General features: G+C 71.0%; 17 protein-coding genes and 4 pseudogenes. 8 read left to right on the top strand and 13 right to left on the bottom strand.

Annotation, left to right across the window (positions count from 1 at the left end):
- Window positions 1-46: 46 nt before the first annotated feature.
- A complete protein-coding gene (gene thrC / locus AB0B50_RS03665; protein WP_362324889.1) occupies window positions 47-1129 on the top strand; it encodes a threonine synthase in 1083 nt (360 codons plus the stop codon).
- A gap of 8 nt (window positions 1130-1137) precedes the next feature.
- Here thrC and AB0B50_RS03660 read toward each other — a convergent pair whose 3' ends face one another.
- Window positions 1138-2481, bottom strand: a complete 1344-nt coding sequence (locus tag AB0B50_RS03660; protein ID WP_362324886.1) for a cytochrome P450 — start codon at window positions 2479-2481, stop codon at window positions 1138-1140.
- Between the two features lie 285 nt (window positions 2482-2766).
- On the opposite strand from AB0B50_RS03660, the gene AB0B50_RS03655 reads away from it, so the two are divergent.
- Window positions 2767-3510 carry a class I SAM-dependent methyltransferase gene (locus AB0B50_RS03655; RefSeq protein ID WP_362324883.1) on the top strand — a complete coding sequence of 248 codons (744 nt, stop codon included), beginning with the start codon at window positions 2767-2769 and terminating at the stop codon, window positions 3508-3510.
- A 141-nt stretch (window positions 3511-3651) separates the two neighbouring features.
- Window positions 3652-4107 (top strand): cupin domain-containing protein, encoded by a 456-nt coding sequence (locus AB0B50_RS03650; protein ID WP_362324880.1) that lies wholly within the window; start codon window positions 3652-3654, stop codon window positions 4105-4107.
- A gap of 26 nt (window positions 4108-4133) precedes the next feature.
- Here AB0B50_RS03650 and AB0B50_RS03645 read toward each other — a convergent pair whose 3' ends face one another.
- Both AB0B50_RS03645 and AB0B50_RS03640 read right to left on the bottom strand, forming a co-directional pair.
- Window positions 4134-5150, bottom strand: coding sequence for an alpha/beta hydrolase (locus AB0B50_RS03645; protein WP_362324877.1), 1017 nt, complete (start codon window positions 5148-5150; stop codon window positions 4134-4136).
- Window positions 5147-6043, bottom strand: a complete 897-nt coding sequence (locus tag AB0B50_RS03640; protein ID WP_362324874.1) for a LysR family transcriptional regulator — start codon at window positions 6041-6043, stop codon at window positions 5147-5149. The genes AB0B50_RS03645 and AB0B50_RS03640 overlap by 4 nt, the downstream gene beginning before the upstream one ends.
- 155 nt (window positions 6044-6198) lie before the next feature.
- Here AB0B50_RS03640 and AB0B50_RS03635 point away from each other — a divergent pair, with 155 nt between their 5' ends.
- The gene (locus tag AB0B50_RS03635) at window positions 6199-6771 is read left to right on the top strand and encodes a dihydrofolate reductase family protein (protein WP_362324871.1); all 573 of its coding nucleotides are present in this window, start codon (window positions 6199-6201) and stop codon (window positions 6769-6771) included.
- A gap of 53 nt (window positions 6772-6824) precedes the next feature.
- Here AB0B50_RS03635 and AB0B50_RS03630 read toward each other — a convergent pair.
- Together AB0B50_RS03630 and AB0B50_RS03625 are read right to left on the bottom strand one after the other, a co-directional pair.
- A pseudogene (locus AB0B50_RS03630) lies at window positions 6825-7238 on the bottom strand (methyltransferase domain-containing protein); the annotation flags it as partial.
- Between the two features lie 118 nt (window positions 7239-7356).
- The gene (locus AB0B50_RS03625; protein ID WP_362324868.1) at window positions 7357-10530 is read right to left on the bottom strand and encodes a BTAD domain-containing putative transcriptional regulator; all 3174 of its coding nucleotides are present in this window, start codon (window positions 10528-10530) and stop codon (window positions 7357-7359) included.
- Window positions 10531-10739: 209 nt separating this feature from the next.
- On the opposite strand from AB0B50_RS03625, the gene AB0B50_RS03620 reads away from it, so the two are divergent.
- Window positions 10740-11219 carry a VOC family protein gene (locus AB0B50_RS03620; RefSeq protein ID WP_362325080.1) on the top strand — a complete coding sequence of 160 codons (480 nt, stop codon included), beginning with the start codon at window positions 10740-10742 and terminating at the stop codon, window positions 11217-11219.
- Between the two features lie 15 nt (window positions 11220-11234).
- Here the strand turns inward: AB0B50_RS03620 and AB0B50_RS03615 are convergent, their stop codons facing one another.
- Together AB0B50_RS03615 and AB0B50_RS03610 are read right to left on the bottom strand one after the other, a co-directional pair.
- Window positions 11235-12494, bottom strand: coding sequence for an MFS transporter (locus AB0B50_RS03615; protein ID WP_362324865.1), 1260 nt, complete (start codon window positions 12492-12494; stop codon window positions 11235-11237).
- Window positions 12495-12642: 148 nt separating this feature from the next.
- Window positions 12643-13392, bottom strand: a pseudogene (locus AB0B50_RS03610) (GntR family transcriptional regulator); the annotation flags it as partial.
- Window positions 13393-13682: 290 nt separating this feature from the next.
- On the opposite strand from AB0B50_RS03610, the gene AB0B50_RS03605 reads away from it, so the two are divergent.
- On the top strand, window positions 13683-14327 hold the full coding sequence (locus AB0B50_RS03605) for a LysE family translocator (RefSeq protein ID WP_362324862.1): 645 nt from the start codon (window positions 13683-13685) through the stop codon (window positions 14325-14327).
- A 115-nt stretch (window positions 14328-14442) separates the two neighbouring features.
- Here AB0B50_RS03605 and AB0B50_RS03600 read toward each other — a convergent pair whose 3' ends face one another.
- The 3 genes and pseudogenes from AB0B50_RS03600 to AB0B50_RS03590 all read right to left on the bottom strand — a co-directional run bounded on the left by AB0B50_RS03600 (window position 14443) and on the right by AB0B50_RS03590 (window position 16279).
- On the bottom strand, window positions 14443-14868 hold the full coding sequence (locus tag AB0B50_RS03600; RefSeq protein WP_362324859.1) for a cold shock domain-containing protein: 426 nt from the start codon (window positions 14866-14868) through the stop codon (window positions 14443-14445).
- 105 nt (window positions 14869-14973) lie between these two features.
- Window positions 14974-15389: pseudogene (locus AB0B50_RS03595) on the bottom strand (riboflavin biosynthesis protein RibD).
- Window positions 15386-16279: pseudogene (locus tag AB0B50_RS03590) on the bottom strand (metalloregulator ArsR/SmtB family transcription factor). The pseudogenes AB0B50_RS03595 and AB0B50_RS03590 overlap by 4 nt, the downstream one beginning before the upstream one ends.
- Window positions 16280-16461: 182 nt before the next feature.
- Here AB0B50_RS03590 and AB0B50_RS03585 point away from each other — a divergent pair.
- Window positions 16462-17352 carry a GNAT family N-acetyltransferase gene (locus AB0B50_RS03585; RefSeq protein ID WP_362324856.1) on the top strand — a complete coding sequence of 297 codons (891 nt, stop codon included), beginning with the start codon at window positions 16462-16464 and terminating at the stop codon, window positions 17350-17352.
- A gap of 158 nt (window positions 17353-17510) precedes the next feature.
- On the opposite strand, the gene AB0B50_RS03580 is transcribed toward AB0B50_RS03585, so the two are convergent.
- Both AB0B50_RS03580 and AB0B50_RS03575 read right to left on the bottom strand, forming a co-directional pair.
- Window positions 17511-18062, bottom strand: coding sequence for a DinB family protein (locus tag AB0B50_RS03580; RefSeq protein ID WP_362324853.1), 552 nt, complete (start codon window positions 18060-18062; stop codon window positions 17511-17513).
- An 83-nt stretch (window positions 18063-18145) separates the two neighbouring features.
- Window positions 18146-18409, bottom strand: coding sequence for a hypothetical protein (locus tag AB0B50_RS03575; protein WP_362324850.1), 264 nt, complete (start codon window positions 18407-18409; stop codon window positions 18146-18148).
- Window positions 18410-18619: 210 nt separating this feature from the next.
- On the opposite strand from AB0B50_RS03575, the gene AB0B50_RS03570 reads away from it, so the two are divergent.
- On the top strand, window positions 18620-18967 hold the full coding sequence (locus AB0B50_RS03570; protein ID WP_362324847.1) for a hypothetical protein: 348 nt from the start codon (window positions 18620-18622) through the stop codon (window positions 18965-18967).
- A 49-nt stretch (window positions 18968-19016) separates the two neighbouring features.
- On the opposite strand, the gene AB0B50_RS03565 is transcribed toward AB0B50_RS03570, so the two are convergent.
- Window positions 19017-19934, bottom strand: a complete 918-nt coding sequence (locus tag AB0B50_RS03565) for an NmrA/HSCARG family protein (protein ID WP_362324844.1) — start codon at window positions 19932-19934, stop codon at window positions 19017-19019.
- Window positions 19935-20066: the final 132 nt, after the last annotated feature.

Below are 20066 nucleotides of genomic sequence, written 5' to 3'. Positions count from 1 at the left end.
GGCACTGCTTGACGCCGATGATGAAACAGATGTTACGTTCCCCTTCATGGAATCCTGGCAAGGACTGATCGACAGCGCGTACCGGCGCTGGCTGCCCGTCACCGACCGCACCCCGTCCGTCTCCCTCAACGAGGGCAACACCCCGCTGCTGCGCTCCCGCCATCTGTCGGAGGTCACCGGCTGCGACGTCCGGCTCAAGGTCGAGGGAGCCAACCCCACGGGCTCCTTCAAGGACCGCGGGATGACCGTGGCGATCAGCAAGGCCGCGGAGGAGGGCGTCGAGCTCGTCCTCTGCGCCTCCACCGGGAACACCAGCGCCTCGGCTGCCGCCTACGCGGCACGGGCCGGCATCACCTCGGCCGTCCTGGTCCCCGCGGGCCGCGTCGCGCTGGGCAAGCTGGGCCAGGCCGTCCGCTACGGCGCACGGATCGTCGAGGTGGCGGGCACCTTCGACGACTGCCTGCGCATCGCCCGCGACCTGGCCGACCACCACCCGGTCGCACTCGTCAACAGCGTCGGCAACGAACTGCGCCTGTCCGGTCAGCAGACCGTCGCCTACGAGACCGCGGACGCGCTCGGCGCCGCCCCCGACATCCACTGTCTGCCGGTCGGCAACGGCGGCAACATCACCGCGACCTGGCGCGGGTACCGGACCTTCCACGCCGTGGGGCGCATCGGCCGGCTGCCGCGCATGTGGGGTTTCCAGGCCGCCGGAGCGGCCCCGCTCGTGCACGGGGCGCCCGTCGCCGACCCGCAGACCGCGGCGAGTGCGATCCGCGTGGGCAATCCCGCGACCTGGCAGGGCGCCGTCGACGCACGCGACGAGTCCGGCGGCCTGATCGGTGCCGTCACGGACGAGCAGATCTTCGACGCCTACCGGCTCCTGGCCCGCCGTGAAGGCGTGTTCGTGGAACCGGCGTCGGCGGCCGGCGTCGCCGGGCTCCTCGACCGGCACGACCGCGGCCTGCTCACCCCGGGCCAGACGATCGTCATCACCCTCACCGGCAACGGGCTCAAGGACCAGGACGCCTCCCTGCGCGACGGCTACACCCCGGTCGAGACCAGCTCGACGACCTCCGAAGTCGCCCGCGCCCTCTCCCTCGAGGCTCCGGCGTCACCGCGGGGCTGATGACTGGCTCAAGGGTCCCGCCGCGCCCCCTCCAGGACGACCGGGAGGCTGCGCACGCTGTTGAACAGCAGGGACGGCAGCGGGGCGGGGGCAGCCTGCCCCAGTGACAGATCCGGGAAGCGGGCGAAGAGTGCGGGCAGGGCGGTCGTCGCCTCAAGTCGGGCCAGGGGTGCGCCCAGGCAGTGATGGATGCCGTGCCCGAAGGTGACGTGCTGCCGGGTGTCACCGCGGGTGAGGTCGAACTCGTCGGCATCCGGGCCGTGCTGCTCCGCGTCCCGCCCGAAGGATGTGTACCCCAGGAGCACCGGCTCGCCCTCACGTACGGCGCGCCCTGCGAGGTCCACGTCGCAGCGGGCGTAGCGGAACGGCAGGTTGGCCACCGGTGGGTCCCAGCGCAGGGTCTCCTCGACGGCCGCGGCCCACGAGTGCCGTCCTCTGCGCAGCAGTTCGAGCTGGGCGGGGTGGGTGAGCAGGGCGCGTACCGCGTTCAGCAGCAGACTGACGGTCGTCTCGTGGCCCGCGACGAGCATCAGCATCAAGGTGTCGACCAGTTCGGACGCGCTCAGTTCGGACGCGCTCGGCCCCGGCTGCGCGGTCGCGCCCGTCTCAGTCGTGGTCTCGTCGGTCGTGGTCCCGGTCTCGGCCCCGGTCCCGGTCCCGGTCTCAGACGCGGTCGCGTTCCGTGCGGCTACCAGCGCCGTCGTCAGGTCGCCTCCCGGCCGCGCGCGGCGTTCCTCGATCAGCTCGGCGAGGGCCTCGCGCAGCGCCGCGTGCGTGGCCGCGGCCTCCTCGGGCGAGGCCGCGGTGCCGAACAGTGCCGCGCACAGCGCGCGGACCCGCGGGGCCCGGTCGGCAGGCACGCCGAACAGTTCGCAGATGACCCGGATGGGCAGCGGGTGGGCGAAGCACGCCCGCAGATCCACCGGCTCCCCCGCGGCGCGGGCGGGCAACTGCGCCATTCCGTCCAGGAGTTCGTCGGTCAGCGCGGTGACGCGGGGTTCCAGATCCCGCACCCGACGCGCGGTGAAGGCGCGGGCCAGCGGGGTGCGCAGGCGGCGGTGGTCGGCGCCCGTCGCGGTGGTCATGTTCTGCATGGTCACCAGCGGCGCCAGCGGCCAGTCGGCGGCGACTTCACCGCGCCGCCAGGCACCCCACAGGGCGGGATCCTTCGCGAAGCGTGCATCCGCGAGCACCTGACGACCGATCTCCTGACGGGTCACCAGCCACGCCGCGACACCACCCGGCATCTCCACGGCAACCACCGGGCCCTCGGCCCGCAGACGCGCGCCCTCTGCGTGGTGGTCCTGCCCCAAGGGGTCGAGGAGGAACAAAGGCACGGCGGCCAGGCTCATGCCCTTCACCTTAGGGCGAGTTGAGGTACCGCACGCGCGTCAGCCTCGTACGGATCGCCGGCCGGGGAAGCCCGCACCATCCCCGGCCGTCTCGGCCCTCCGGACTAGGGCCTCTCCGGACAAGAGCCCTGCGGACAAGGGCCTCTGCGGTGATCTCTGTAGGCAGCTACATGACCTGCGGTGAAGCCTTGTAGGTCGGCACTACGGCTGTGATCGACATCCGCGGGGTACCGTCGGCGGCGCCATGATCCCGGACGGCGCTACAGGCGCACGGAGGACAGCACGATGAGCGGCGTGCAGCAGTACGACGAGATCGGTGAGGCGTTCGAGGGATTCAAGGCCCTGCCGCTGACGCAGTACGGAGAGGTCCCCAGCTTCCTGGCCATGGTCGGTGACGTGCGCGGCAAGTCGGTCCTCGACCTCGCGTCCGGCACCGGCTTCTACAGCAGGGAGTTCAAGCGGCGCGGTGCCACCGAGGTGCTCGGCGTCGACATCTCCGGTGAAATGGTCGCCGCCGCGCGGGGGTTCGAGGAGCGCGATCCGCTGGGCGTGCGCTACGAGGTGGGCGATGTGGCCGAACTGAGGCCGCTCGAGGTGCCCTTCGACATCGCGCTGGGAGTTCAGCTGCTCAACTACGCGCCGGACACCGCCGCGATGGAGCGGATGTGCCGCAACGTGCACCGTAACCTGAAGCCCGGTGGCGAGTTCTTCATGCTCGCCCAGACGCCCGAATACCGCTTCGACGGACCGTCCTTGGCCAAGTACGGCTTCCTCTGCGAGGCGACCGGCGAGGAGATCGAGACCGGGCCGCGCGTCCGGATCACCGCGCTGCTCGACCCGCCGATCTCGTTCATCGGCGCCTGCCCGCGCGGCGAGGTCTACGAACAGTCCCTGCGGGCGGCCGGGTTCAGCGAGGTGACCTGGGTCCCGCTCGAGGTATCGGAGGCCGGGGTCAGCAGGTTCGGCGCGGACTTCTGGGCGCAGGCCCTCTCCAACCCCCCGCTGACGATGCTGCGTTGCCGCGCCTGAGGACCGACCGCGCCCGCCCCGGGCGACCCAAGCACGGCAAGCGATTTGCCGAGGCGGCAACTTCGATTGCCGCATCAGGGTCGTGGGTTGCAGTCTGGTGATCAACCAGAGGACAGCCGACGATCAACAGGAGAGCGCACCATGACGACCCATCACGACAACACGTCCACCACCGCCCGGACCTCCGACGAGAAGGGACCGTTGGGCAACCGCGTGCACCACGTCCGGGCCGGCGAGCTGGACGGCTTCGCCGCCATCAGCGGCAGCACGGTCGGCTCGAAGAAGCTCTGGATGGGCATGGTGGAGAACCCGCCGCTGAGCTCGACGGACAATCACCACCACGGCGCTTCGGAAGCCGGGATCTATGTCGTCAGCGGCCACCCCGTGTTCGTCTACCACGACGGCACACAGGAGGTACGCGTCGCCGCGGGCCCCGGCGACTTCTTCCTCGTCCCTCCGTTCGTCCCCCACCGCGAGGAGAACCCCGACCCCGACGAGCCCGCGGTCGTCGTCATCGCACGCACCACGCAGGAGCCGATCAAGGTCTCCGTTCCCGAGCTCTACCAGCACCAAGTGGCGGACGGTGCCGAGCAGTAGAGGGGGCGGAAGGGGGAAGGACCGGCTCAGCCCAGGAGCCGTCGGAGCCAGCGTGTGCGGGCGTTGCGTGCGTCCTGCGTGAGGGCCGCCCGCGGCGCCATGCCGTCGAAACCGTGGTACGCGCCGGGCCACACATGCAGCTCGGCCTCGCCTCCCGCCCGCCAGATCGCGTTCGCGTACGCCACTCCCTCGTCCCGGAACATCTCGGCCGACCCGACGTCGACATAGGTCGGCGGAAGTCCGGACAGGTCCGTGGCGCGGGAGGGGGACGCGTAGGGCGGGAGGTCCGCGGCTCCGTAGCGGTCGCCCAACAGCGCCTTCCAGGCGGTCTCGTTGGAGGTGAGGTCCCAGACTCCGCGTCCCGTCATCTGGCGGTCGGAGAAGGTGTCGTTGCGGTCGTCGAGCATCGGGCTCAGCAACAGCTGGCCCAGCGCCCCCGGCCCGCCGCGGTCGCGGGCCAGCAGGCCGAGGGCCGCGGCGAGCCCGCCGCCCGCGCTCTTGCCTCCGATGACGATGCGGTCCGCGTCGACGTCGAGTTCGGCGGCGTGCGCGGCGGCCCAGACGAGTCCGGCATAGCAGTCCTCCAGCGGCTCCGGGTACTGCGCGCGGGGCGCCAATCGGTACTCGACCGAGATGACGGCCAGTTCGAGCGGGAGGACCCACTCGCTCAGGATCCGCGGCAGCACGGACCACGCGTTGCCCATGATCATGGCGCCGCCGTGCATGTAGTAGAGCAGGGGCAGCGGCTGTCCGGTGAGCCCGGAGGGCCGCGCGCTCACGAGCGTCACGTCGGGTGCGCCCCGCGGTCCCGGCACGTGGACCTCCGTCACCTCGAACCGGCCGTCGGCGCGGAGGTCGTCGGCGGTCGGCCTGGGCCGGGAGGTGGCATCGCGCCGCTGCCGGGCCGCGAGGTTCTCCGGGGTGATCGACTCCCGGGCCTCCTTCCTCACCGCCTCCAGTGCGACGGCCAGTTCGGGGTCGAAGGCGGGCGCCGCCTTCGGGTGATCACCGAACTCCGACGGCGTATGACGGATGGCCGTCATGCCCTACCTCTCTGTCGATTGGCTTCGACCGCGCAGCCGATGAAGGCGCGCACCCTGGCGGTCTCGTTCGCGGGCAGCCAGACCGGGCCCCACTGCACGGGCGGGGCGTCGGACAACGGAACGTACGCGATGTCGGGACGGGCGTGGTACTGACCGAAGTGCTCGCCCACGGGATAGACGCCGCGGCCCATCGCGACCGTGGTGAGGATGTTGCTGAGCCCGCTGCACACCGGCCCCCTCAGCGTGGGGCGGCCGCTGGGCGTGTGGCTCGGCGTGCGGTCCCGCCGGAACTCCGCGGAGATCTCATCGGGGAGTTGGACCAGCGGGACCTCGGCCAGCACCTCCAGGGAGACCGACTCCCTGCGGGCCAAAGGGTGGTCGGCGGCGATGGCCAGGACGCGGGGTTCGGACAGCAGCACGGGGCCGTTGCGCGCGCCGGGGAAAGGGAAGGAAGCGACGAGGACGTCGATCTCGCCTTCGCGCAGCCGCGTGGCACTCGTGCCCATCTCGCCGGCCTGCAGGCGGACCGCGCAGTCGGGGTGGCGATCGGCGAACAGGGTGACGGCCTTGAGGACCAGCTGTTCCGTGCCCGGCCCCAGGAAGTGGATCTGCAGCTCGCCGGTGACGCCCTTGCCCGCCTCCACCGCCCTGCGGATCGTCGCCTCCATCTCGGCGACAGCGGGGCGCAGTTCGTCGGCGAGCTGCCGGCCCAGGGAGGTCAGCCGCACCTGGCGGCTGGTGCGTTCGAAGAGGGCCGCGCCGATACGGCCTTCCAACTTCTTGATGGTCTTGCTCACTTGACCGGTCGTCAGATGCAGCCGGGCCCCGGTGCGCCCGAAGTGCAGCTCCTCGGCGAGGATCAGAAACGTCTCGATCTCATGCCGCTCCCACATGCGTCGGCGCCCCTCCCCCGAATCCGTCCCCCGGTGTTCACCATGCGTCGTTGCCCGCAAGGCAATGATCGTAACGCCATCGGCGCTTGCCGGTCCGCGGGGGGGCAGCGCATCGTAGAGATCATCGATCGGACGGACCTCCAGGAGCCTCTCGCATGCGTACGTTGATCAGCACTTCCTTTGTCTCGCTCGACGGTGTAGTGGAGGCTCCCGGCGGTGAGCCCGGCTACCGGAACTCCGGATGGACGGCCAAGCACGTCGACTTCCTCCCGGAGGCGTTCGAGATCAAGGGGCGGGAGCAGCAGGAGGCCACCGCGATGATGATGGGCCGGGTCAGTTACGAGGCGTTCAGCCCCGTCTGGCCGGGCATGGAGGACTTCGCGCAGTACAAGGAGATGCCCAAGTACGTCGTCTCCACCAGCCTCACCGACGGAGACCTCGTGTCGGACTGGGGCAGGACCACGATCCTGCGCTCACTGGAAGACGTGGCCGCGCTCAAGGAGACCGAGGGCGGGCCGATCATCATTCACGGCAGCGCCTCGCTCAACCGCGGCCTCTCGGACGCCGGGCTGATCGACCGCTACCACCTGCTCGTGTTCCCTCTGCTGCTCGGCGCGGGCAAGCGGCTGTTCAGCGACTCGGACAAGGACGCCCAGAAGCTGAGGCTCGTCGAGCACGAGGCGTACGCCAACGGTCTGCAGAAGCAGATCTTCGACGTCGTCCACTGACGGGCAGGGGCAGCCGGTTCCTGTCAGCCGGTTCCCGTCAGCAGGCTCCAGGCGGGACGCTGGCTCGTCACCGTCTGCCCGATCGTGGCCACACCGGCGGCCGGGCCGCTCCACCACTCCTCGGGGGTCGTCCGGTGATCCCACTCCAGGGTCTCGCAGACGACGTCCCGCAATCCGGCCTCACCCAGCAGGGCGGCCAAACCTTCTTCGGTACGGGGAAAGCCGTCGTCGCGGGCCGGCGCGGGCAGATGAACGGGGCGGTCGACCCCCGCGGCCTGGACGGCTCTCCCGAGGAGAGCTTGTCCTGCGGCTGCGGGTACCGCCCAGACGGTGACCGCCATCCGCCCACCGGTCCGCGTCACCCGGCTCAGTTCCGCCAGCGCCGTCCGAGGTCGTCCGACGTGGTTGAGCACGAAGTTGCCGACCACGGCGTCGAAGGTGTCGTCGGCGAAGGGGAACACGGGCATGGGTTCCTCCTCGAAGCTGCCCGCATCTCTTCCTGGGGCCCAGGTCCTCCCTCGTACGCGGCGGCCGCGAGGTGCTTGATCATGATGTCGACCGCAGGGGACGGCTCCGACAGTGCCGTCATGGGGCGAGCGTCGCCTCGACCAGTTCGGGCCAGTCCGTCCTCGTCCCCTCCCGCTCCGCCTCGGCGAACCTCGCATCCCCGAGGTGGCGCCGCGCCACCCGCTCGATCCGGGCCACGTCAGGGTGGGAGCGGTCCGGCAGTCCGCGCACGCCTGTGCTCGCCGCGAGCAGCCGAACCGCCTGCTCGTGCTCGCCCTGGCGCAGCGCCAGGTCCGCGACCCCGACGAGCACCTGAGCGATGGCCTGCAGGTACCCCGACTCGGCCGCCGCCTCGCAGGCCGCCGCGCGGTGCGCACGGGACTCGTCCAGGTCGTCGACGAGGTAGCCGAGCACGTCATGCGTCACCGCGCGGACATGATCCGCGTCGTCGCCCAACAGGGCCCGTGCCACGTCGAGTTGACCGCGTGCCTCCTCGGCGTCGCCGCTCCACCGGGCGAGCCCCGCCTTCGCGAGCGCCAGCTCGGCCAGCGCGTCCGGCCAGGTCACCCGCTCCGCGCACCGCTCGGCCTCGGCGAGGGCGGCCGCACTGGCGTCCTTGTCGCCCAGGAGCCAGTGCAGCTGCCCCTGCCGTGCCCGCATCCGGATGACGTCCTCGGCGGCGCCGAGCTCGGTGACGACCGCGATCGCCTGCTCGTAGTAGGCGCACGCCCCGGCGAACTCACCGCGCACCGCGACCCGGTCCGCCAGCTCGCTCAGGGCGAAGTAGGTCCCGTACCGCTCACCCAGCGCCCGGAACTCGGCGAGCGCGGTCTCCAGGTACGCCTCGGCCGCAAGTCCTTCCTGCCCGCCGAGGCCGAGCACGATCCGCATCTTGCCCAGGTGCAGCCGGGCCAGCGCGCGCACCCATGGGTCCTCCTCGTCGAGCACCGGCTCCCATGCCTCCAGGAGGGCGTCCGGCGCACGCAGCATGCGGTCCAGCGCGCCGACCAGCCCGAGCAGCGGGTAGCGGTGCTCGCCGCGCCGACCGAACGCGTACGCCTTGTGGATCCACTCCGCGGCAACGCGCTCGTCGCCACGCCCGGAGCTCACGAACAGCACGACCAGCGCGTACGCCGCGGCCCTGACCTCGTCGGTCACCTCGCCCGGCGTCCTGGTGGCCGCGGTGAGCAGCTCGAAGCCCTCGGTCCTGTGCCCGCTGAGCCACCAGTACCAGGCCGCGCCCGCCGCGAGCCGCATCGCCCCCTGCGCATCGCCCGTCGCGAGCGCACCCCGCATCGCCGCACCGATGTTGTCGTGCTCGGCCTCCAGCACGGCCAGCCAGTCCAGTTGCTCGGCGCGGCGCAGACGGGGCTCCGCGGCCTCGGCGAGCTCGGTGAAGTGGGCCAGGTGCGCGTGGCGGACCGACTCCGATTCCCCCGCCTCGGCGAGCCGCGCACCGGCGTACTCCTTGATGGTGCCGGTCATGCGGTAGCGCGGGGCACCGTCCCCCTCGGCGAGCAGCAGCGACTTCTCGGTCAGCGCGGTGAGCAGGTCGAGCACCTGCTCCCGCTCCACCACTCGCCCCTCATCGAGCACAGCGCCCGCACAGACCCGTTCCGCCGCCTCCAGGCTCGCCCCGCCGGAGAACACCGAGAGCCTGCGCAGGACCGTCCGCTCCGCGTCGGTGAGCAGCTCCCAGCTCCAGTCGACCGCCGCGCGCAACGTCTTGTGCCGTGGCAGTGCGGTCCGGCTGCCGCCGGTCAGCAGCCGGAACCGGTCGTCGAGCCGGTGGGCGAGCTGGTCGACGGACATGGTGCGCAACCGGGCGGCGGCCAGTTCGATCGCCAGCGGGCTCCCGTCGAGGGCCCGGCAGACGCGCTCCATCGTCGCCAGCGTGTGGCCGTCGGCCGCGAGGTCCCTGCGCACCGCACCCGCCCGGTCCCGCAGCAGACGGACGGCCGGTGAGGACTCGATCCCGGCCGCGTCCGCGTCCTTCTCCGGCAGGGCCAGCGGCTCGACCGGCCACAGGGCCTCGCCGGTGATGCCGAGCGGTTCGCGGCTGGTCGCCAGGATCCGCAGCCGCCCGCACTCGCCGAGCACCCGGTGGGCGAAGAGGGCAGCGGACTCGATCACGTGCTCGCAGTTGTCCAGGATCAGCAGGGCCTCCCGCTCGCGGATCGCGGCGATGAGGCGGTCGATCGGCTCTGCGTGCGGGGGCCCGCCGAGCAGGGAGTCGCGCAGGCCGATCCCGGCGAGCGTCGTCTGCGTCACGTCGGTCACGTCGCCGTCCGTGCCGATGGCTGCGAGTTCCACCAGCCAGGCCCCGTCCGGCAGGTCGCCGAGCAGCGTGCGCGCGGTCTCCGTGGCCAGCCTGGTCTTCCCCGCGCCGCCCGGACCGATCACTGTGGTGAGCCGGTGCTCGGCCATGAGTCCGCGGACCGCGGCGACATCGGCGTCCCTGCCGACGAACGTGGTCAACTCGGCACGCAGGTTGGTCTTTCGGCTCTCCTCGCGCCGCCCCACCTCGCCCCGCAACAACGCGACGTGCAGCGCGGCCAGCTCCGGCGAGGGATCGGCGCCCAGCGCCTCGGCCAGGGCCTCCCGCGCGCGCTGGTACACCAGCAGCGCCTCGCTGTCGCGACCGGCCGCCGCGAGGGCCCGCATCAGCGCGGCGACGAGCCGTTCCCGCACCGGGTGCGCGGCCACCAGGTCGGTCAGCTCCGCGATCAGCTCGGCACCGCGCCCGAGGGAGACCTCCGCGTCGGCCCGCTCCTCCGTGGCGGTCAGGCGCAACTCCTCGAGTCGGACGGCCGCGGCGTCGAAGGCGGCACTGTCCTGCAGAGCGACGTCCTGCAGGGCCGCACCGCGCCACAGTTGATGGGCCTCGCGCAGCAGCCGTACCCGCCGGGAGGCGTCCTCGGTGAGGCCCCGGCCCGCGGTGACGAGGCGTTCGAACCGTACGGCGTCGACGGCGTCGGGCTCCAGCGACAACCGGTAGCCGTCCCGCTGCCCCTCGACCACCGCGTCCGGCAGAGCCTTGCGCAGCCGGGACACCAGGCGCTGCAGGGCGTTCGCCGCGTCGGCGGGCGGGCGCTCGCCCCAGATCCAGTCGACGAGCGCCGACTTCGGGACCACCTGGCCCGGCTTGAGCGCGAGGGCGACCAGCAGTCCGCGCAGCCGCGCGCCGGGCACGTCGACCGGCCTGCCGTCGTCCGTACGCACCTCGAATGGGCCCAGCATCCCGATCTGCACCTGCTGATTTTGTCACGGTCGTTCGAGCAGGCACTCGGGCAGGCATTCAGGCAGGCAGCCAGCTGCCGAGACGCTCCCGCGGGCCGCTCTTCACTCCCCCGGCGTTGCATCTGACTCAACGATCGTTCGCCAATGGTGCCTTGATGACCGATCCCGCCCAGCGGATCGTGGAAGGCACCCCAACAGCCAAGCCATGCACGGGAGCAGCCATGGACGCCTCGGTCACCACCACCCGCCCCACCCAGCAGGGCCGGACCCCTCTGCGCGTGAAGGCGTTCGACCACCTGGTCCTCAACGTCGGGGACGTGGAGCGGTCCCTGCACTTCTACACGGAGCGCCTCGGCCTCGAACCGGTACGGGTGGCCGAATGGCGGGCGGGCAAGGTCCCGTTCCCCTCGGTCAGAGTCACCCCGGACGTCATCCTCGACCTGTTCAGCCGCCCTCGCGGGGAGTCCAACGTCGACCACATCTGCCTCACCGTGGAACCTCTGGACTGGGACGAGTTCATCGCGTCTGAGGACTTCGACGTCCTCGAAGGACCGGTCGAGCGCTTCGGTGCGCGCGGCACCGCCACGTCGGTCTACGTCCAGGACCCGGACGGCAACACCGTGGAACTCCGCTGGTACCCGCAGGACGTCGTCCGGTACCCGCAGGACGTCGTCGACCCGTCGCACGAGCTCGGGCAGTGACACGCCTTGGGTCTGTCACACACGCTCGGGGTCACCCGCGTGCTGCGGCACCGCACGCGTAGTGCGAAGCGGTGACAGGAAGTTGGGCAGGAAGCTGAGCGTCATGCCTGCCGCGCCGACCCACAGCGTCGCGGTCGCTCCGAGTGCGGCGCCCGACGCCCCGCCCAGGAGCCCGCCCAAAGGAATACCGCCCCAGGACACGAACCGGGCCGTCGCGCTGACCCGGCCCAGGAGGCGATCCGGGGTGAGGGCCTGTTGGAAGCTGGCCTGGGCCACCACGCGCACGACTCCGCCCAGCGACAGAGCCGCGAGCCCCACCGCGGCGACGTACACACTCCAACCCGGTCGCGCCAACGGCATCAGGACGGTGAGGGGGCAGGTGACAAGGGGCGCGATCCAGACGACCGGGCCCTGCCCGATACGTCTCGACGCCCTCGTCGCCAGCAACGCGCCGAGCAGAGCGCCGCAGCCCATCCCCGACAGAACGAGGCCGATACCGAAGGAACCGAGGCCTATTTCCCTCTCCAGGAAGACCAGCAGCATCGTCTGATACATGATCAGGAAGAGGTTGAAGATCGCGTCGCCCGTCATGACGGCCCGCAGGACGGGCTGACCGAGGACGAATCTCAACCCCTCCTTGATGTCGCGCCCCAGTCGAGGACGCTCACTCGGCACCGGCTTCTCTTCGCGCGTGCGGATCCCCAGGGCGAGCAGGCCCGACATGGCCATCCCGAACGCACTCGCCAACAGCGTCGCGGGTGCGCCCACCCAGCCGACCATCGGTCCGGCCACCCCCGGTCCGCTGATGCTGGTCACCGAGCGGATGGCCGAGAGTTTCGCGTTGGCTTCCACGAGCCTGCCGCGGCCCACCAAGTGCGGCAGACAGCTGACGTACGCGACGTCGAAGAACACGGTCAGCACTCCGTGGACCAAGGCGACCGTGCAGAGCCACCAGATGGTCAGCAGGTCCGCCCACCATGCCACCGGCACCGTCAACAGGACGGCTGCCCTTGCGAGATCGGTGCTGATCATGACGGAACGCTTGCGCATGCGGTCGACCCAGGCGCCGGCCGGCAGCCCCACGAGGAGCGAGCCCGCCGTGGTCATGGCGGTCAGCAAGCCGATCTGGAACTCGTCGGCCTCCAACGCCATGAGGGCGACCAGGGGCAGGGCGAGGAAGATGATGCGGTCGCCCAGCTGACCGAGCGCGGTGGCGGCGAACAGACGCGCGAAGTCCGGGTCACGCAAGAGGCCGGGACGGGAGGGGGAAGGCATGCGGTTCTCCTGCTGTCGGCTTGGAAGGGACGGCTGACGGCGGATTGACAGGGTCAGCTGCCGGCGGATCGGAAGGGTCAGCTGTCGGCAGATCGGAAGGGACTGCTGCCAGCGGATCGGAGGGGACTGCTGCCGACGGGTTGGAAAGATCGACCCCGAACTCGTACGCCACTTCCCTGCGCGCGTCGGGAATGACGATGTCGGCGGTCTCCACCGGACGCCCGTCGGTGTCGTAGATGATCCGCTCGATCTGGAGAACCAGGTCACCGACGGCGACCCCCAGCAGATTCGCCTGCTCCTGGGTGGCACGGGCCGGGCGCGGCAGTTCCAGCACGGTCTCGACGACCACGCCGATGGAACGCATGCGCTCGACCACCCCCTTTCCCGCGAGGGGACCCATCTCGGGCAGGACGACCGGCGTCCCGTCCGTGATGGCCATCGGCTCCCAGGATTGCGAGAGTTGGACGGGCTGACCGTCGGCGAGGAACTCGTAGTGGGTGGTGACGCAGAGGTCTCCGGGGACGATGGCGAGCCGCTCGGCGATCGCGTCCGGGGCGGGGACGCGCACCTGGCTGTGCGCGTCCCAGGCGCCTGCCCTGCCCCGCTCCCGCACGCCTGCGCCGGAGGGGAGGCCACCCCGGCGATCACGGTGCCGGGAGCGGACCATCCGAAGGCGCTCGCGCGGCATGCGTACGTAGGTGCCGGACCCCGCGCGCCCTTCGAGGAGGCCGCTGATGATCAGGCCGTCCACGGCCCTCTGCATGACGTTGCGCCCGACCCCGTACTCCTCGGCGAGCCGCGCCCGTGACGGCAGCCGCTCGCCGATGGACCACTCCCCGGCGAGAATCCGAGCACGCAGCGCGTCGGCCACGGCAAGGTAGGGCGCCTCTCGGGGCATGGGTGACTCTCCCGTCGCTCGCTGTCCGTCACCCGGTGATCCCGGGCGGCATCGGCAAGCTACTTCACCGCCCGGAAGCTACTGGAGTAGCAATACGCTCGGTGCTCAGAGGCCTTCGGCGATCGGCATGCGGCGGTCGACCGGTGACATCGGGATGCGATGAGCCTGGAGCGAACGGTCCGCCATCTGTTTGTATGGCCCCTTGTTGTACGACTCCTTGTCGTACGACCCGCTGTCGTACGACTCCTTGTTGTACGACCCCTCGGAACGCAGCTCAGGAGGTGACGGACATGGTGTCCACGGATAGCGTCCTCGCATTCGCCGCGATGTCGCTGCTGGTGATCGTGATTCCGGGGCCGAGCGTGCTGTTCGTGATCGGCAGGGCCCTCGCCCACGGCCGCCGCACGGCCCTCGCGACGGTCCTCGGCAACCTGGTCGGTTCGTACTTCCTGGTGATCGCCGTGGCGTGGGGTCTCGGCGCGCTGGTGGAGAGCTCAGCGGCCGTGTTCATGGGCGTGAAGCTGGCAGGCGCGGTCTATCTCGTCTACTTGGGCGTGCAGGCGTTCCGGCACCGCAAGGACATGCGCGCGGCGGACATCGAGGCGCCTGCGGGTGAGCGGCGCGGCGATCTGCGCACGATCCTGGACGGGATCTTCGTGGGCGTCACCAACCCGAAGGGCATCGTCTTCTTCGCGGCGGTGCTGCCGCAGTTCGTGGACCACTCGGCGGGCCATGTCCCCCTCCAGATGATGCTGTTGGGGCTGGTCCCGGTCACCATCGGCATGGTCACGGACACGCTCTGGGGCCTGGGCGCCTCGGCGGCGCGTTCCTGGTTCGCCCGGTCGGACCGGCGTCTGTCGATGGTCGGCGGTGCGGGCGGCTTCGCGATGATCGGCCTGGGCGTGACGGTGGCGGCGACGGGCCGCGCCGACTAGCCGGCCAGAGGCCGCACGTACGGCCGCGGCCCGGTGGCCGAGCGCACGGGTCGCGGATCCACCCACGACAGAGCCCAGGTCGCCCGCGCGGGCGACCTGGGCTCTGTGGTGTCCGTCAGCCCTCGGTCCAGCCGTGGCTCTTCGCCCTCTGGGCGAGGCTCGTGCGCACGCTCAGGATCTGTTCGCCGGTGAGCGAGGGCGCGGACTGCAGCAGCACCTCGGTCACCTCCCTGAGGTACTCGTCGGCGCTGAGCACGTCGCACATTCCGTCGTGGTCGACCACCGACCTCTGCGACGCGGACGCCGTCGACGCCGCCAGGCCCTTTCCGCCGACTTCGAGGGCCAGTTGGACGGACGACGCCTTGGGACCGCGGTCGCCCTCCTCGATCTCGAACTCCACGGCCAGCCCCTGCCGCACCTGCTCCTCGGGGAACAGCAGGTCGTTCACGTGCAGGAACACGTCGTCGCCGCCGACCTCCGGAGCGATGAACCCGTAGCCCCGCGCACTGTCGAACCGCACCACTCGACCGACAACCGTCACAACAACCCCCCAAACCAGCTCGGGCCCCTTGCCCGAACACCTCTGGAGGATCCTAACCTCCCGGCCGACCGGCACCGCAGGGAGCGAAGTGGCATCGGTTCCGGCTCAGCGCACGCGGTCGTAGACGAGCGACAACGTGCCGTGTTCGCCCGCGGATTGATGAACGAGCGCCCGCTGTCCCGCGGGCAGGCCGTCGTCGAAAAGGCGCGGCCCGGGCGTCGGCGATCTTCGTACGCTTCCACGGCGCACCGTCGAGGGTGGAGGACAGGACCACCTTGTCGGCGTCGACGAGCCACTTGGCGAAGGCCTCGTCGAGCGGGTCCGCGCCCTCCAAGCCGATGCCGGTCGGCCAGAAGCCGAGGAACCCCCTCGGCGTTGACCCGCCCGAGCAAGGCCGTCGTCGCCGGCTCCCAGAGGCGTGTCAGGTGGTCGCGTGCGACGTCGGTGACGGCGTACGGCATCACCCAGCTCATGTCCAGCGGGTCGTCAGCCTTCGCGTAGTGGCCGTCGAATGGGGTCAGGGGCGTCGTGCGGTGTCGTCCGCGTCTGCGGTGGTGTGCGTATCCGCGGCGTTGTGCGTGTCCGCGGCCAGGGTCGCCGCGAGTTTGTCCAGGCTCTGGCCGAAGCCGATCTCGATGCCTGCGATGAAGTCCGCGGAGTCGACGGTGCTGTCGGTGATCCGGAAGCGCACGTCGAGGTCCGTCCCCGTGCCCGCGTCGGCGGGCCGGAGGCCGAGGTCGACATGGAAGGTGAAGGCGAGGCCGCTGCCGTCGGGCAGCTGCGGTGAAAGCCGGTAGGCGAGGCACTCGCCGGGGCGCACCTCGTCGACAACTCCCTCCGCGCGCCCGGCGGCCAGGGCGGAGCCGTCGGTGTCCTCGGCCTCGCGGTACTCCTGGACGATCCGCCCGCCCGGCCGCGCGTCGAAGACGAGCTCGGAGACGCGGAGATCGTCGGGAGTCCACCAGCGGGCGAGCAGCGCCGCCTCGGTCAGGTGGCGCCACACCAGCGCGGGACGCCCGGCCGGCGACCTCTGGAACCTGGACGAACGGCCGTCGGCCCACCCCGGCTACTCCGCCGCGAGCCGCTCCGTCTGGAGGCTGAGCCCGTAGCGGTCGTAGGTCGCGCGCGGGCCGTCGGCCGCCTCCGCGGTGTCGGCGAGCGCGGCGAGGGCGGCGAGGGCGGCCGCCAACTCCCGCAGGGGGGTGGGCCGGAGCGTGTAGATGCGGCGCTGGCCGGAACGCTGGGAGGTGACGACTCCGGCGCGTTCGAGGGTCTGCAGGTGCTTGGTCGTCTGCGGCTGACGTGCCTCGGCGAGCTGGGCGAGGACGCCGACGGAGCGGGGCCGCTCGGCCAGCAGACTCACGAGCCGCCATCGGACCGGGTCGGCGAGTGCAGTGAGGAGTGCGTCCATGGAAAGATATATTCTCCGCAGAGAATATTCCCGTCAAGGCATACGAAAGAATCGACAGAGTATCGCCGCCGAACCGGGACTCCCGGCTCCCAGCTGCCGCTCCAGCCACACCAGCCGCTCCAGCCGCTTCCCCGCGGGAAAACCGCATGCGCCCCTGCCCGGCTGATCCCTACGCTGAAGCGATGGACTCCGTTCAGGTCAGGCCGATGCACGAGGACGACCTCGCTTCGACGGAACGGGCTTCCGCGGTGACGTTCTTCGAGGCCGACCAGAGCACCAGACGGGTCAGCGAACCGGAGCCCGAGCCGCGGTCGGCAGCCGCTTCCAAGCAGTGGATCGAGCGGATGCGCTTCTTCCTGAACGTCGACCCCGAAGGCTGCTGGGTCGCGTTCGACGAGGATGCGGACGGCGGCAGAACAGTGGGGTTCGCCATCTCGCAGAACCGCGACGACCTGTGGTTCCTCGCCACGTACGGAGTGCTGCCCGGCCATCAGGGACTGGGCATCGGAAAGCGCCTGATGGGCGCCGCACTCGCCCACGCCGACGGGCGCCCTGGCATCTTCTCGTCCAGCGTCCACCCCGGAGCCACCCGCCGCTATCGGATGGCGGGCTTCTCCCTCCACCCGCAGATGCGGATGGTCGGCACCGTGGACCGGTCCACGCTCCCCGTCGTCGACGGCCTCCGGGAAGGCCGACCGGACGACTTCGAGTGGATGGACCGACTGGACCAGGACCTGCGCGTGGCAGGCCACGGCCCCGACCACGGCTACATGCACGACACCCTGCGACTGGTCGTGCACCGGGACCCGGCGAGGCCGGGGTACACCTACCTCGACGACAAGGGCCAGGCGTCGCTCCTGGCCGCCGCACACCCGGAGACCGCACGGAAACTGCTGTGGGAGGCCTTGGCCTCGTCACGGGGCGACACCTTGGTCAACTGCATCACCGCCCCCAACGAATGGGCGATCGACGTCGGCCTGGCCGCACGCCTCGACATCGGCCAGGAGGGCTACATCGCCGTCCGCGGCATGCCGGTTCCGGCGCCGTACCTGGCCAGCGGGCACTTCCTCTGACGAGCCGTCGAGGAGCCATCGAGGCTCAGGTGAGCTCTGATCAAAGCTGAGCCGAGGTGGTCGCGTTCGTAGTGGTGCCTCCTCGTCGCCGCGGCCATCTGCCGCAGGTCGGGGCCCGTCAACTGCTCCCGGAAGGCCGAGAGTTCCTCGCTGCGTCGCTATCGGGGGCCGACCGCTCTCTGGAGGCGGAGTTGGCCGATCTCCGCCGCGTTCTTCATCAGTTCCGCGTTCACCCAGGCCACCATGTGCGCGACCGTGTGCCGGGGGTCGTTCTGCCAGGGGAACGGCGCGGTTGCGGCCAGGTCCGCGTCGGCCAAGTGGTCCAGCGCCGTCAGCCAGTCCTCGCGCAGTCCCCGTAGCCACGCGACGGTCGGCCTGCCCTCGCCCGGCCAGATGATGTCGCCGCGCTCCCGCGGAGCCCTGCCGTGGGCGTGGTCGATGGCCACGCTCCACCACCAGCCGATGTGCCAGCTCAGCCAGCCGATGGTCGGCACGGGAACGGGGTCGGGCTCGCTGTCCGCCCAGTCCGGCACCCAGGTCCCGTCAGCGGCCCTGCGTACGGTCCAGCACTCCGCCGCGGGCTCCCACAGGAAGTCGTCGGGTTCGAGCCGCTCCAAGTGGTACTCGAACAGCGACCAGGTCAGGTCGAACTGCCAGCGCAGCAGCTCACGTGCGTGCCGTGAGGAGGATTCGTGTGGGGGCGCAGTCACCGGCCGACCCTTGCACACCCTCGGCGCCCTCGGGAAACGAGTTTCCGGAAGCCCCGCTGGACGCGGCGACCGGCGTCCCGTGCTCAGTCGCGTTCGAAGCGGCGCATGGTGCCGATCACGGAGAAGCCACGGCGTGCGTACCAGTGGCGCGGCCGATCCGTCGCGGACGCGGCCAGGAACCGGGTGCCGCAGCTCTCGTCAACTGCCCGGCCCAGGGCGGCACTCAGGACCTCATCGGCATCACCGCGCTCCAGGTGGTCCGCCGCGGTGTTCAGGGCCTTGAATCGGGCGACGCCGGTTTGAATCGGGCGACGCCGGTTTCCGGGTCCGTGGAGAGGTCGGCCCACGAAGCGACCTCGCAGTTCTCCGCGCGGGCGGATGCGAAGCGGGCGAAGGTGTCGTCGCGTCTGCCCTCGCAATATCCCCGCAGCCACTGGCGCCGCCCGCGCACACGGAGGTGAGGGGCAGCGCGTGTTCGTCACGTCCACTCTCACTGCCCGGATGCCCGGAGGCATATCCCCTGGGCAACCCGGCCCGGGTGCGGAACCGTTGGGTTCATGACCACACACACTCGGGCGACGGCGTCGACGGCGCGCCTCGTCCGTGCGGCTCTGGCCCTCGGTGCCGCTCTCGCCGTTTTCACCGCCCTTCCCACCAGCACCGCCTACGCCGCCACCGGCACGTTCTTCTACCACTCCCCCGAGTCGGGTGACCTGGAGATGACCGACCCCGGGAACGGCGAGTGCCGTCTCCTCCTCCAAGGTGCGGACAGCGCCTCGAACCAGACGGACACCATCGCCACGGTCTACTTCGACCAGGGCTGCGAGGAGTCCGCGGGCACGCTGTTGCCGGGAGGCAGCCAGGGCTTCCCCGAGCCCATTCCGCACAGCGTGATGTTCGGCTAGGGACGACTGACCTGCCGAGCATGTGGAGAGCCTGAGGCCACGCTCAGACTCACGCCCGCACGTACCGCCGCGCCCACGCCTCGAAGCTGGTGAGCGGTATGCCGAGGTCCCTCGCGTGCTGGGGGCGGCCGTGCTGCTCGGCCACGTTCATCCACTCGTACGAGGAACCCATCGGCGGCATCCCGGCGGCCAGCGCTTCCTCCTCGGTCATGTCCGGCGCGGACACCTTCGTACCCAGCACGCGGGAGAGCACATCGGCGACTTCGATCACCGACAAGTGGTCGCTCATCAGGTCAAGTTCGACCCCGTCGAAGCGCTCCGGCGCGACGACGGCAGCGGCGGCCGCGCTGCCGATGTCGTCCACCGCCACCAGCGTCAGCCGGGTCCAGGGCTTCAGGACGCTCACCAGGCCGCCCTCGATGCCGTGCGGGAAGAGGACCCCCGCGGAGGGAAGGAGGTTCTCCATGAAGAAGCCCGGCCTGATCAGCGTCCAGTGCGGGAAGCCGGCCGCGCGGACCGCGTCCTCGATCCCGCACTTGGCGGCGAAGTAGGGCTCCATCGAGGCCCAGCGGCCCTCGGCCCAGCCGGGGGCCTCGGTGTGCCGGCCCGCGCCGCTGACCGACGTGTGCACGAACTGCGGCACTCCGGCGGCCTTCGCTCCCTCGACGAGGTTGGTGCCCTGGGCCAACTCCCCTTCGAAGTCCACGCCTTCCGCGGTGATGGCGGGCATCTGCACGGAGAAGACGGCACGCACTCCCTCGGCGGCCCTGATCACGGAATGGCGGTCGTGGAGATCGCCGGTGACGAGTTCGACGCCGAGCGCCTCGATGGCCTGGGCGCGGTCGGTGGCCGGGTCGCGCACCAGAGCACGGACGGGAACGCCCTGCGCGAGCAGGGCTCGGGCGGTGGCGCCACCCTGTTTGCCGGTGGCGCCGGTGACTAAGACGGGCGCGGATTCTGTGGACATGCCTCTCCTTCGGTACTCGAGAAATCGCGGCACTCTGGGCGCTCGCGGCACCCGGGGCGCTCGGGCGCTCGGACGCTCGCGGCACCCGGGCGCTCGCGGCACTCGGGCGCTCGCGGCACTCGGGAAATAAGT

This window comes from Streptomyces sp. NPDC041068, assembly GCF_040647455.1.
Classification (GTDB): domain Bacteria; phylum Actinomycetota; class Actinomycetes; order Streptomycetales; family Streptomycetaceae; genus Streptomyces.
Note: the sequence above shows the minus strand (reverse complement) of the source record. Positions and strands in the feature narration are given on the sequence as shown.